Annotated in this window: 13 protein-coding genes; 9 read left to right on the plus strand and 4 right to left on the minus strand. The window is 72.4% G+C overall.

Annotated elements, in window-relative coordinates; genetic code table 11:
- The first annotated feature begins 19 nt into the window (after positions 1-19).
- Positions 20-772 (plus strand): tyrosine-protein phosphatase, encoded by a 753-nt coding sequence (locus H291_RS29855; RefSeq protein WP_020015331.1) that lies wholly within the window; start codon positions 20-22, stop codon positions 770-772.
- Here H291_RS29855 and H291_RS0112470 read toward each other — a convergent pair.
- Positions 744-1265: a GNAT family N-acetyltransferase gene (locus tag H291_RS0112470; protein WP_020015332.1), complete on the minus strand. Its 522-nt coding sequence runs from the start codon at positions 1263-1265 to the stop codon at positions 744-746. The genes H291_RS29855 and H291_RS0112470 overlap by 29 nt on opposite strands.
- Before the next feature lie 154 nt (positions 1266-1419).
- Between H291_RS0112470 and H291_RS0112475 the strand changes: the two genes are divergently transcribed.
- Positions 1420-2796 (plus strand): NAD-dependent malic enzyme, encoded by a 1377-nt coding sequence (locus H291_RS0112475; protein WP_020015333.1) that lies wholly within the window; start codon positions 1420-1422, stop codon positions 2794-2796.
- Positions 2797-2936: 140 nt separating this feature from the next.
- On the opposite strand, the gene H291_RS0112480 is transcribed toward H291_RS0112475, so the two are convergent.
- A complete protein-coding gene (locus tag H291_RS0112480; RefSeq protein WP_020015334.1) occupies positions 2937-3134 on the minus strand; it encodes a hypothetical protein in 198 nt (65 codons plus the stop codon).
- 112 nt (positions 3135-3246) lie between these two features.
- Here H291_RS0112480 and H291_RS0112485 point away from each other — a divergent pair, with 112 nt between their 5' ends.
- Positions 3247-4269, plus strand: a complete 1023-nt coding sequence (locus H291_RS0112485) for an LLM class flavin-dependent oxidoreductase (RefSeq protein WP_020015335.1) — start codon at positions 3247-3249, stop codon at positions 4267-4269.
- 27 nt (positions 4270-4296) lie between these two features.
- Entirely contained in the window at positions 4297-4884 is a 588-nt protein-coding gene (locus H291_RS0112490) for a carboxymuconolactone decarboxylase family protein (RefSeq protein ID WP_020015336.1), read from the plus strand.
- On the opposite strand, the gene H291_RS29860 is transcribed toward H291_RS0112490, so the two are convergent.
- Complete coding sequence (locus tag H291_RS29860) at positions 4881-5603, minus strand: AAA family ATPase (protein WP_198012459.1); 723 nt, start codon at positions 5601-5603, stop codon at positions 4881-4883. The two genes, H291_RS0112490 and H291_RS29860, sit on opposite strands and share 4 nt — an antisense overlap.
- A gap of 339 nt (positions 5604-5942) precedes the next feature.
- Between H291_RS29860 and H291_RS0112500 the strand changes: the two genes are divergently transcribed.
- From H291_RS0112500 to H291_RS0112510, 3 genes are all read left to right on the plus strand, one after another.
- Positions 5943-6407, plus strand: coding sequence for a helix-turn-helix transcriptional regulator (locus tag H291_RS0112500; protein WP_020015338.1), 465 nt, complete (start codon positions 5943-5945; stop codon positions 6405-6407).
- A 5-nt stretch (positions 6408-6412) separates the two neighbouring features.
- Positions 6413-6844: a VOC family protein gene (locus H291_RS0112505; RefSeq protein WP_026365688.1), complete on the plus strand. Its 432-nt coding sequence runs from the start codon at positions 6413-6415 to the stop codon at positions 6842-6844.
- Between the two features lie 207 nt (positions 6845-7051).
- On the plus strand, positions 7052-9478 hold the full coding sequence (locus H291_RS0112510; RefSeq protein ID WP_020015340.1) for an ATP-binding cassette domain-containing protein: 2427 nt from the start codon (positions 7052-7054) through the stop codon (positions 9476-9478).
- 47 nt (positions 9479-9525) lie between these two features.
- Here the strand turns inward: H291_RS0112510 and H291_RS0112515 are convergent, their stop codons facing one another.
- A complete protein-coding gene (locus H291_RS0112515) occupies positions 9526-10212 on the minus strand; it encodes a response regulator (RefSeq protein ID WP_033325933.1) in 687 nt (228 codons plus the stop codon).
- 91 nt (positions 10213-10303) lie between these two features.
- On the opposite strand from H291_RS0112515, the gene H291_RS29865 reads away from it, so the two are divergent.
- Positions 10304-11608, plus strand: coding sequence for a sensor histidine kinase (locus H291_RS29865; protein WP_020015342.1), 1305 nt, complete (start codon positions 10304-10306; stop codon positions 11606-11608).
- Between the two features lie 62 nt (positions 11609-11670).
- On the plus strand, positions 11671-12753 hold the full coding sequence (locus H291_RS0112525; RefSeq protein WP_020015343.1) for a fatty acid desaturase family protein: 1083 nt from the start codon (positions 11671-11673) through the stop codon (positions 12751-12753).
- Positions 12754-12765 lie beyond the last annotated feature (12 nt).

The following is a 12765-nucleotide window of genomic DNA, read 5'->3' on the forward strand; positions in this document are numbered from 1 at the left end:
CCAACCCACGATGCCGGGCATGAGCAACCCGGTGAACCTCCAGGTCTGGGACGGCGCCGTCAACCTCCGGGACCTCGGCGGCCTCCCGCTGGAGGACGGCGCGGTCACCGTGCACGGCCGCGTCTGGCGGTCCGGCGCACCGGAGCCGATGACGGCCACCGGCTGGGCCGAGGCGGTCGACGACGGGCTCACGACCGTCGTCGACCTGCGCAACCCCGCCGAGGTCAAGCAGGCGCGCGACCTCATGCCCGACGCCGAGCGGCCCCGCGAGGTCGTCACGCACCACACCCCGACCGAGGACCCCGGCGACCCGCACTTCCTGGAGACCTGCGGTCCCTGGCTGGACCACCCGCGCTCCTACGCGCCGAACATCGCGATGTACCCGCACCTGTTCGCCGGCGTCTTCCGCGCGGTCGCCGACGCCCCCGGGCCCGTGCTGGTGCACTGCGCCGCCGGCCGCGACCGCACCGGCATGATCACCGCCCTGCTCCTGTCCCTGACGGGCGTGGAGCACCAGGCGATCGCGCAGGACTACGAGCGCGCCTTCCGCGGCACCACGCACCGCGGCGGCGGCGTCGCCTACGACGTCGAGCGGGGCGCCTGGGTGCAGCACCGGGGCGAGACCTGGACCGCCCGCCAGCTCGACGAGCGCGTCGGCGAGCGCCGCGCGGCCCTGCTGGAGTGGCTGGCCGACCTGGACCCGGTGGCCTACCTGCGGTACGCGGGGCTGGACCAGGCGCGGATCACGAGCCTGCGGACGCTCCTGCGGTAGCCGGGCTCCCGCCCGCAGACCCGGCGGGCAGCCCCAGGGTCATGAACACGCTGTTCGGGTCCGGGACGTAGCTGCCGAACGGGTCGCACTCGACGAACCCGTGGCGCGCGTACAGGCGGCGGGCCGGTGCGAAGTAGTCCTCGGTCCCGGTCTCCAGGCTCACGCGCGGGTACCCCCGCCGTCCGGCCTCGGCCAGCACGGCGTCCAGCAGCGACGAGGCGACGCCGCGGCCACGCGCGGGGCCCGCGGTGCGCATGGACTTGACCTCGCCGTACGCGCCGTCGGGGCCGTCCAGCCGGCTCAGCGCACCGCACCCCAGGAGCGTGCCGTCGTCGTCCCGCGCGGTCCAGAACGTGATGGTCGGCGCGAGCAGCGCCGTGTGGTCCAGTGCGTGCACGCTCTCGGCGGGCGAGGTGGCGAACATGTCGGCCAGGTGCTCGTCCAGCAGGCGCAGCACGTCGTCACGGGCGGGGGAGTCGGGGGAGACGTTCACGTGCCCATCCTGCGGGGCGCTCGCGGGTGCGCCGTCCGGATGGCGGGCTCGTGTGGCGCACGTCACGTTCTGCGGGTAGGAATCTCCAGGTGCGCGCACGCCCGCGCGCCGCTTTCCCGGCCGATGGCGGCCGGAGGACCGAGGAGAAACGACGATGTCGCTGCCCAGCCCGAGCTACACGATCACCCTGCGCGTGGAGGTGGCCGCCTCGCAGCGCGCCACGAGCACGGTGGTAGCGGCGGTAGCCGACGCCGGGGCCGCGGTGATGGGCGTGGACATCGCGCACTCGACGTCGCACGGCCTGGTCGTGGACGTCACGTGCGACACGATCGACGCGGAGCACGGCGAGCGGGTCGTGGCGGCCGTGAACGCCGTCGAGGGCGCGGAGGTGCTCAAGTCGAGCGACTCGACGTTCCTGATGCACCTGGGCGGCAAGATCGAGGTCACGAACAAGGTGCCGCTCAAGACGCGCCGGGACCTGTCGCGCGCGTACACCCCGGGGGTGGCGCGGGTGTGCCTGGCCATCGCGGACAAGCCCGAGGACGCGCGCCGCCTGACGATCAAGCGCAACACGGTGGCCGTGGTCACGGACGGCACGGCGGTGCTGGGCCTGGGCGACATCGGCCCGGCCGCGGCGCTGCCCGTGATGGAGGGCAAGGCGGCGCTGTTCAAGGAGTTCGGCGGCGTGGACGCCTGGCCGGTGTGCCTGGACACCACGGACACGGACGAGATCGTGCGGATCGTCAAGGCGATCGCGCCCGTGTACGGGGGCGTGAACCTGGAGGACATCGCGGCGCCGCGCTGCTTCGAGATCGAGGCGCGGCTGCGGGCCGAGCTGGACATCCCCGTCTTCCACGACGACCAGCACGGCACCGCGATCGTGGTGCTGGCGGCGCTCGTCAACGCCCTGAAGGTGGTCGGCAAGGACCTCGCGGACGTGCGGATCGTGGTGTCCGGTGTGGGCGCGGCGGGCAACGCGATCATCCGGCTGCTCAAGGCGCAGGGCGCGCGGCACATCGTGGCGTTCGGCCGGGACGGCGCACTGCACCCGGGTGTGGTCACCGACGACCCGCACCGGCGCTGGCTGGTTGACAACACCAACGTGGACGGGTTCTCCGGCACGCTGCAGGAGGGGCTCAAGGGGGCCGACGTGTTCGTCGGTGTCTCGGCGGGCGGCATCCTGTCGGGCGCGGACGTGGCGCAGATGGCGCAGGACGCGATCGTGTTCGCGCTGGCCAACCCGACGCCGGAGGTGGACCCGCTGGAGGCGGCCGAGACCGCCGCGGTGGTGGCCACGGGGCGCAGCGACTACCCCAACCAGATCAACAACGTGCTCGCCTTCCCGGGCCTGTTCCGCGGGCTGCTGGACACGGGGGCCACGGACATCACCACGGAGCTGCTGCGGGTGGCCGCGGTGGCGATCGCCGACGTCGTCGCGCCCGAGGAGCTGAACAGCGCCTACATCATCCCGGGCGTGTTCGACCACCGGGTCGCGGACGCCGTGGCCGACGCGGTGCGCAAGCAGGTCTGAGCAAGCAGGTCTGAGCAAGCAGGTCTGAGCAAGCAGGTCTGAGCCCAGGGCCGGGCGACCGTCCCGGCACGACGAAGGCCCGGTCGGACGGCGGTCGCCGTCGGGCCGGGCCTTGTGCGCTGGGCGCCCCTGGGGGACGGTCAGCCGCCGATGCTGCCGATCGTCTGGTTCACGATGCCGCTGACGACGGCGGCGGTACCCATGACGAGGACGAGCAGAGCGCCGGTGGCGGCCACCAGGGGGATCCACCAGCGCACGGTCTCCGGCTGGGTGCGGCCGTAGAAGTGGCCGGGCTGCGCGGAGGTGGTGCGGTCGAGGAAGGCGTCGTTGTTGCTCACACTGATACAGACGCCCGGGGACACCGAAACGATGCCCCGGTACCGATAACGGTTCGGGAACGTTCCTCTCGTCGCGGGACGGGACGGACATCCCGGGGGAGTTGAGGTCAGCGTGAAGAACATCGGGTTCCTGTCCTTCGGTCACTGGACACCGCACCCGACGTCGAGCACCCGCTCGGCGTCGGACGCGCTGCTGCAGTCGATCGATCTGGCCGTGGCCGCCGAGGAGCTGGGCGCCGACGGCGCCTACTTCCGCGTGCACCACTTCGCGCGGCAGCTCGCCTCGCCGTTCCCGCTGCTGGCGGCGGTCGGCGCGCGCACCAGCCGCATCGAGATCGGCACCGGCGTCATCGACATGCGCTACGAGAATCCCCTGTACATGGCCGAGGACGCCGGTGCGGCGGACCTGATCTCCGGCGGGCGGCTCCAGCTCGGCATCAGCCGTGGGTCACCCGAGCAGGTCATCGAGGGCTACCGGTACTTCGGCCACGAGCCCGCCCCGAAGGACGCCGGCGGCGCCGACATGGCGCGCGAGCACACCGCCCGGTTCCTCCAGGCGCTCGACGGCGAGGGCTTCGCCGAGCCCAACCCGCGGCCCATGTTCCCCAACCCGCCGGGCCTGCTGCGCATCGAGCCGCACTCCGAGGGGCTGCGCCGGCGCATCTGGTGGGGTGCGGGCTCCCGCGCCACGGCCGAGTGGACGGCGGCCCAGGGCATGAACCTCATGTCCTCCACGCTGCTGACGGAGGACACCGGCATCCCCTTCCACCGCCTGCAGGCCGAGCAGATCCAGCGCTTCCGCGACGCCTGGGCCGAGGCCGGGCACGAGCACACCCCGCGGGTGTCGGTCAGCCGCAGCATCTTCCCGATCACCGACCAGCGCGACCGGCAGTACTTCGGCATGGAGGTCTACAGCGAGGACCAGGTGGGCCACCTCGACACGGGCCCGGCGCGGTTCGGCAAGACCTACGCGGGCGAGCCGGACGCCCTGATCGAGGACCTGCGTGCCGACGAGGCGATCGACGCCGCCGACACGCTGCTCCTGACGGTGCCCAACCAGCTCGGCGTGGACTACAACGCCCACGTGATCGAGAACATCGTCAAGCACGTGGCGCCGGCGCTCGGCTGGCGCTGACCCGCGTTCGCGAGGACCGTGGCGGACATGAGCATCATCCGCACACCCGAGCCCGCCCAGGCGACCGGCGCCTGGGCGGAGCAGTACGCCGGGGACCTCAGGGCACTCGGCTACGTGCCCAGCCACACCCGGGTCATGGCCACCAGCCCCCAGGCGCACCAGGCGTTCGAGGACCTCACCGGTGCCATCGCGCAGAGCATCGGCCTGCGCCTGTACGAGCTGGTCACCCTCGCCGCCGCGGGCGCCATCGGCTCGCAGGCCTGCCGCCTGGCCCACGGCCGCAGGTCCCGCGGCGTGTTCGACGACGCCCAGCTCGAACGCATCGCGCTCGACTACCACGCCGCGGGCCTCACCGAGCTGGAGGTCGCGGCCATGGAGCTCGCCGAGAAGATCAGCGGCGACTCGGCCGCGATCACCGAGCAGGACACCCTGCGGCTGCGCGAGCTGGGCCTGGACGACCGGCAGATCGTCGACGTCGTCCTGGCCGCGGCGGCGCGCAACTACTTCAGCCGCGCGCTGCACGCCCTGGCCGTGGTGCCCGACGTGCCGCCGGACCTGCCCGACAGCCTCCGCGAGGCACTGCTCGACGGGCTGCCGACGGCGGGCGGCCGCTAGGCCGCGCAGGGGTTGGCGGCCCGGCCACCGGACGGACCCAGCTCCGGCCGGCTCGCCGCCACCACGACCGAACGCCGCCGCACCAGCTCACGCACCTGCCCGAACGCGTCGCACCGCGCCATCAGGTGCACCGCCGACCACGGACCTCGCGCACCTCCGCGCGCCCCCGCCAGCAGCGACCGCTGCGCCGTCCACCGCTCCCAGTGCCGCACGAACTCGTCCGGCTGCACCACGCGGCCCCGGTCCAGCTGCCCGTCCAGCGCCTCCGCCAACGACACGTCCACCGCCACCAGCACCGGGTCCCACCCGCCCAGCCGCGCCACCAGCCCCAGCAGCTCCCGACGGCGCTCGCGGGTGGCGGTGTCGTGCACCAGCAGCGGCCGGCCCGAGCGCGCACCGGCCACGAGGTACAGGACCGTCGCGACGGCGTGCAGGGTGTGCGTCAGCCAGCGGTAGGTGCCGTACGGCACCCAGGACGGCAGCCGGGCGGCGATCCGCCGCCGGTAACGGTCGGGGTCGAGCACCAGCGCGCGGGGCACGTCGGCGGCGACGTTGGCCAGCAGGGTGCTCTTGCCGGCCCCCGGGACACCGCCCACGACGATCATCAGGGGGCCGGAGGTGCGGCCCCCGGGGCGGTCAGGAACCGGCCCCGGCACGAGGCCGCGAGCGTCGTCGGGGGAGTCGGGGACAGGACGCAGGAGTGGGGCGGGTGTTGTCACGTGGTCCTCCATACGTAGGGGGCCGGGTGAGCAGCATCGCGCGAGCCGATCCGGAACCACCGGGAGCGCCCTGAGAGGGTGCTGGACGGGATCCACGGACCGAGTTGCCGAGCCAGGGAGAAACGGGTGCGCCGACGCACGCCAAAGGTTGGGGAGAGCCCTGGGCCACAGCCATCGGACAGTTGCTCATTGCTGCTCTCATAACGTGCGACACGGCCCGATTTGTTCCCGATCGGACGCTCTTACCTGCGGTGTTACCACGGACGAGTTGTGATGTTCCTGCGCTCGCGTCCGGCCTGCCCCCTGAGCCGGACGCCACGACGTGACAGCATCGCCCCCGTGACGAACACCGCCGTCGACGCCGACCACCTCCGCGACCTCGCGCTCCTGCGCCGGGTACGCGACCGCATGGACCGCGAGTACACCCAGCCCCTGGACGTCGCGGCGCTCGCGGCGGGGGTGCACATGTCGGCGGGGCACCTGTCGCGCCAGTTCAAGGCGGCCTACGGCGAGTCGCCGTACAGCTACCTGATGACCCGGCGGATCGAGCGCGCCATGATGCTGCTGCGCCGGGGCGACCTGAGCGTGACCGAGGTCTGCTTCGCGGTGGGCTGCTCGTCGCTGGGCACGTTCAGCACGCGGTTCACCGAGCTGGTCGGCGTGCCGCCGAGCGTGTACCGCAACGACCCGCAGCTCGCGTCCACGGAGGTGGACCCGGCGGGCCTGCCGGCGTGCATCGCCAAGCAGGTGACCAGGCCGGTCAGGAATCGAGAAGCGCAACCCCCGCGCCCGGACCTAACGTGACGCTCATGAGCACACAGACGAGCAAGAGCACGGGCCTGACGATCCACCAGACGTTCCTGCCGCACACCGACCCGGAGGCGTCGCTGGCGTTCTACCGGGACGCGCTGGGCTTCGAGGTCTTCCTCGACGTCGGGCAGGGCGACATGCGCTGGATCACGGTGGGCCCCGCCGACCAGCCGGACACCTCGATCGTGCTGACCCCGCCGGGGGCCGACCCGGGGGTCACCGACGCCGAGCGCCGCACGGTCGCGGAGATGATGGCCAAGGGCACGTACGCGGCCGTGATCCTGGGCGCCACCGACCTGGAGGCGACGTTCGAGCGGGTGCAGGCCACCGGCGCGGAGGTCATGCAGGAGCCCGTGGACCAGCCCTACGGCTTCCGCGACTGCGCGTTCCGCGACCCGGCCGGCAACACCGTCCGCATCAAGCAGCTCTGAGCACCGCATGTGCGTCCCAGGGCTGGCGGCGTACCTCCGGGCGGCCGCGGCCGGCACGTCCGGCGCCGGGCCCCACGACACCGGACCGGACAACACCGGACCGGACACCGAGCTGACCGACGGCACCAGGCCGGTCGACGACGACCGCCCCCTCGTGTCCGCAACAAGTACCACTGCAACAAGTACCACTGTCACGGAAGGCCGAGCATGAACGCGGCGAGCACCACCATCACCAGTACCGAGAACAGCACTGAGCCCGGCGCCCAGCCCAGCACCCACCCGGCCGACAGCCACGACCTGATCCGGGTGCACGGCGCCCGGGAGAACAACCTCCAGGACGTGGACCTGCAGATCCCGAAGCGCCGCCTGACGGTGTTCACCGGGGTCTCGGGCTCGGGCAAGAGCTCGCTGGTGTTCGCGACCATCGCCGCGGAGTCGCAGCGCATGATCAACGAGACCTACAGCGCGTTCGTGCAGGGCATGATGCCGTCGCTGTCGCGGCCCGACGTCGACCTGCTGGAGGGGCTGACCACGGCGATCGTGGTGGACCAGGAGCGGCTCGGGGCCAACCCGCGCTCCACGCTCGGCACGGTGACCGACACCAACGCGCTGCTGCGGCTGCTGTTCAGCCGGCTGGGCACGCCGTCGGCCGGACCGGCGGTGGCGTACTCGTTCAACATCCCGGCCCGCAAGGCCAGCGGCGTGATGACGTCGGCCACGGGCGAGAAGCAGATCGTGCGCGAGGCCGTCTACCACGGCGGCATGTGCCCGCGGTGCGAGGGCCGGGGCACGGTCTCGGACATCGACCTGGGCGAGCTGGTCGACGAGGACAAGTCGCTCAACGAGGGCGCCATCACCGTGCCCGGGTACAAGGCGGGCGGCTGGTCGGTGCGGTTCTTCACCGAGTCCGGGTACCTGGACGGCGACAAGAAGGTGCGCGACTACACCGAGACCGAGCGGCACGACTTCCTGTACCGGGACGCGACCAAGCGCAAGATCGGCGGCGCGAACCTGACGTACGAGGGCCTGGTGCCCCAGGTGCGGCGCTCCATGCTGGCCAAGGACCGCGACGCCCTGCAGCCGCACCTGCGGGCCTTCGTGGACCGCGCCGTCACGTTCATCACCTGCCCGGACTGCGGCGGCACCCGCCTGGCCCAGGCTGCCCTGGCGTCGAAGATCCGGGGCATCAACATCGCCGACGCGTGCGCCATGCAGATCGGCGACCTCGCGCAGTGGGTGCGCGAGCTGGACGAGCCGTCCGTGGCCCCGCTGCTGGGCAACCTGCAGAACCTGCTGGACAAGTTCACCGAGATCGGCCTGGGCTACCTGTCCCTGGACCGGCCCTCGGGCACGCTGTCCGGCGGTGAGGCGCAGCGCACCAAGCTGATCAGCCACCTCGGCTCGGCGCTCACGGACATCACGTACGTGTTCGACGAGCCGACCATCGGCCTGCACCCGCACGACATCCAGCGCATGAACGACCTGCTGCTCCAGCTGCGCGACAAGGGCAACACCGTGCTCGTCGTCGAGCACAAGCCCGAGACCATCGCGATCGCCGACCACGTCGTCGACCTGGGCCCGGGCGCCGGCAGCGCGGGCGGCACCATCTGCTTCGAGGGCACGGTCGACGAGCTGCGCGCCGGCGACACCCTCACCGGCCGCCACCTGGAGGACCGCGCGACCCTCAAGGAGTCCGCGCGCACCGCCACGGGCGCCCTGGAGATCCGCGGCGCGAGCACCCACAACCTGCAGGGCGTCGACGTCGACGTACCGCTCGGCGTGCTGTGCGTGGTGACGGGCGTGGCGGGCTCCGGCAAGAGCTCCCTGATCCACGGCAGCCTCGCGGGGCGCGACGGCGTCGTCGTCGTGGACCAGTCCGCGATCAAGGGCTCGCGCCGCTCCAACCCCGCCACCTACACCGGGCTGCTCGAGCCGGTGCGCAAGGCGTTCGCGAAGGCCAACGGCGTCAAGCCCGCCCTGTTCAGCGCGAACTCCGAGGGTGCCTGCCCCACCTGCAACGGCGCCGGCGTCGTCTACACCCAGCTCGGGTTCATGGACACCGTGGCCACCACCTGCGAGGAGTGCGAGGGCAAGCGGTTCCAGGCCGCCGTCCTGGAGTACCACCTGGGCGGCAAGGACATCGCCGAGGTGCTGGCGATGTCGGTGGCCGAGGCCGAGGAGTTCTTCTCCGCCGGCGAGGCCCGCACCCCCGCCGCGCACAAGATCCTGGCGCGCCTGGCCGACGTCGGCCTCGGGTACCTCAAGATCGGCCAGCCCCTGACGACGCTGTCCGGCGGCGAGCGCCAGCGCCTCAAGCTCGCCACCTACCTGGCCGAGGACGGCGGCGTGTTCGTCCTGGACGAGCCGACGGCGGGCCTGCACCTGGCTGACGTCGCCAACCTCCTGGCGCTGCTGGACCGTCTCGTGGAGTCCGGCAAGTCCGTGGTGGTCATCGAGCACCACCAGGCGGTCATGGCGCACGCCGACTGGATCATCGACCTGGGCCCGGGCGCCGGGCACGACGGCGGCCGCGTCGTCTTCGAGGGCACGCCGGCCGACCTGGTGGCCGGGGCGGTCGCGGGGGAGACGACCCTGACCGGGGAGCACCTGGCCCGCTACGTCGGCAACCCCTGACGTGTCAGACGTACAGGTCCCTGGAGGGGATCTGTACGTCTGACATCTCAGCGGCCGGGGCGGACCAGGCCGGACTCGTAGGCGCTGACGACCATCTGGGTGCGGTCGCGCAGGGCGAGCTTGTTCAGGATGCGGGAGACGTGCGTCTTGACGGTCTGCTCGGCCAGGTGCAGGTCGGTGGCGATCTCGGCGTTGGACCGTCCGGCCGCGACGGCCTTCATGACGTCGATCTCGCGGTCGGTCAGCCCGGCGAGGGTGACCTCGGCCGAGGCGGGCACGGCGGGGCGGGCGGCGTAGTCGGCGATGAGGGCGCGGGTGACGCGCGGCGACAGGAGCGCGTCGCCCGCGGCGACGATCCGGACGGCGTGGGTCAGCTCTTCGGGCGGGGAGTCCTTGAGCAGGAACCCGCTGGCGCCGGCGCGCAGGGCGGAGAAGACGTACTCGTCGGCGTCGAAGGTGGTCAGCATGATGACCTTGGGCGGGGTGCCGGGCAGGCCCATGACGGTGCGGGCGGCGTCCAGCCCGTTGACCTTGGGCATGCGGATGTCCATCAGCACGACGTCGGGCTGCACGCGGCGTACGACGTCGGCGATGCCGGCGCCGTCGTCGCTCGTGCCGACCACGGTGATGCCCTCGTGCGCGTTCAGGAGGGCCTCGAACCCGGCGCGGATCATCGACTGGTCGTCGACGATCAGCACACGGATGTCGTGGGCGACGTCGGCTGGTGCTGGCATGGGGACAACCTAACGGAGAGACGAAAGTATGACGGCGGGTCGCTCGTGGGAGGGACGCGCACGGCGGCGGGGACGGCATAGCCTGCGCGTGATGGATCACCCACTCCCGACGCGGCGCCGACGGCTGCGCTCCCTGACCCGCCTGGACGTCAGCGCGGTCTCGATCGCGCGCCGTGAGGTCGTGTGGCTGTGGTCGCTGGTCTCGATCGCGGCGGTCACGCTGGTCGCCGTCGGCTGGCCGGTCACCGCCTCCGGCTACGGCACCCACCCCGCCGCGGCGATGGCGTTCACGCTGGTCAACTGCGCCGCCGCGATCCTGGCGATGCGCTGGCCGTGGGCCGGGCTGAGCGCCTCGATCGCGGGGTCCGCCGCCCTGACGGTCGTCACCGCGGGGGCCGCCCCGGAGTGGCCGTGGCCGTGGCCGGTCACGGTGCTGCTGGCGCACTGCCTGACGGTGTTCGTGCTGGCGCTGCGCCACTCCTGGTACTGGGCGTCGTCCCTCTGGCTGGCCGGCGCGATGCTGACGGTGCTGGCGCCCGCGGCGCTGAGTGACGGAGGACACCCTGCGGCGTTCGCCAACGGCGTCGTGCTGGTCTCCCTGTCCGGCGGTTTCGCCCTGTTCGGGGTGCTGGTGCGGCTGTGGAGCCTGAGCGTGCTGCGCATGGAGCAGGCCGAGCGGCTCAGCGCCACCGAGACGGGGCGCCGCCGGGAGCTCGAGGAGCGCAACCGGATCGCCCGCGAGCTGCACGACGTCGTCGCGCACAGCATGTCCGTCATCACGGTCCAGGCGTCCACGGCGCGCTACCGCCAGCCCGGCCTGGACGAGGCGGTGCAGCGCGAGTTCGAGGAGATCGCCGCCTCCTCGCGGCGCGCCCTGGGGGAGATGCGCGGCCTGCTGGGCATCCTGCGCGGCCACGACACCGCGCCCACCGCGCCGCTGCCCACCCTGTCCGACGTCACGGGGCTGATCGAGTCGACGCGCGCGTCCGGCGTCGCGATCACCTACCGGGAGGCGCACCCCGGAGACGCCGCCGGGGACGTCGGTGACGGCGCAGGCACCGAGAGCGCCGACGAGGGCGACGCCGTGCCCGAGGTCGTAGGCCTGACGGCGTTCCGCGTGGTCCAGGAGGCCCTGAGCAACGCCTTACGGCACGCCCCCGGGTCCGCGATCACCGTGACCGTCACCGACGACGGGCACGTGCTGCGCGTCGCCGTCAGCAACACCCCGCCCGACCGCGACGACGAGCCCACCCCCGGCGCCCGCCTGGGCCTGGCCGGCATCCGCGAGCGCGTCACCGCGCTCGGCGGCACCGTCAGCGCCGGCCCCACGCTCGACGGCGGCTTCCAGCTCACCGCGATCCTGCCCGTCGAGGACCCGGACCCGATACCTGCGTAGGGGGTGAGATTGGCTCCTGCGGGGGACGCGCCACCACAAGCCGGGTTCCTAGGTTGACGCCCATGACGACCGAAGCCCCGCCCCGCCCGGCCCGCCAACGACGCACGGCCCGCAACGCGCAGACCAACGACTACTTCGATCTCGTCGAACGCGCCAACGCCGCCGGCCTCATGGAGCGCCGCGTCGGCTGGTACATCGGGCGGACAATCGCCCTGACCGCCGCCCTGGCGCTCGCGTTCGTGCTGCTGCTGACCCTGGGGCAGACCTGGTGGCAGCTCGCCGTGGCCGTGCTGTTCGGTGTCGTGTTCACCCAGGGTGCGTTCCTCGCCCATGACGGCGGGCACCAGCAGATCTTCGCCCACGGCCGGAACAACGAGTGGTTCTCCCGCATCGTGGGCAACCTCTTCGTGGGCCTGAGCATCGGCTGGTGGAGCCGCAAGCACAACAAGCACCACGGCAACCCCAACGTCATCGGCAAGGACGGCGACATCGACACGGGGGCGCTCGTGTTCGTCCCGGGGGAGGAGGTGGGACGCACCGGGTTCCTGGGCTGGGTCACCCGCCGCCAGGGCTGGCTGTTCTTCCCGATGCTGGCCCTGTTCGGTCCCGTGCTGCACGCCAAGTCCGTGCAGACCCTGGCCACCACCCCGGCCATCAAGCACCGCCTGGTCGAGAGCGTGCTCCTGGCGGTCCGCCTGATCGGCTTCCCGGTCGTGGTGGTCCTCACCCTCGGCCCGGTCCTCGGCGTCTCGTTCCTGGCCGTGCAGCTCGCCGTCTTCGGCGTCTACATGGGCGCCACCTTCGCCCCGAACCACAAGGGCATGCCGCTGCTGCCCAAGGACAACAGCATCGACTTCCTGCGCCGCCAGGTGCTCACCTCGCGCAACATCCGCGGCGGCCGCTTCGTCGCCTGGGCCATGGGCGGCCTGAACTACCAGATCGAGCACCACGTCTTCCCGCGGATGGCGAGCGTCAACCTGCGCCACGTGCGCCCGATCCTGGTGCAGTTCTGCGCCGAGCGCGACATCCCGTACACCGAGACCGGCCTGGTCGAGTCCTACGGCATCATCGTGCGCTACCTCAACCGCGTCGGCCTCGGCTACGCCGACCCCATGGACTGCCCGATCGTCGCGCAGTACCGCTGACCCCGGCAGCGG

It is taken from the genome of Promicromonospora sukumoe 327MFSha3.1 (assembly GCF_000385135.1).
Taxonomy (GTDB): Bacteria; Actinomycetota; Actinomycetes; order Actinomycetales; family Cellulomonadaceae; genus Promicromonospora; species Promicromonospora sukumoe_B.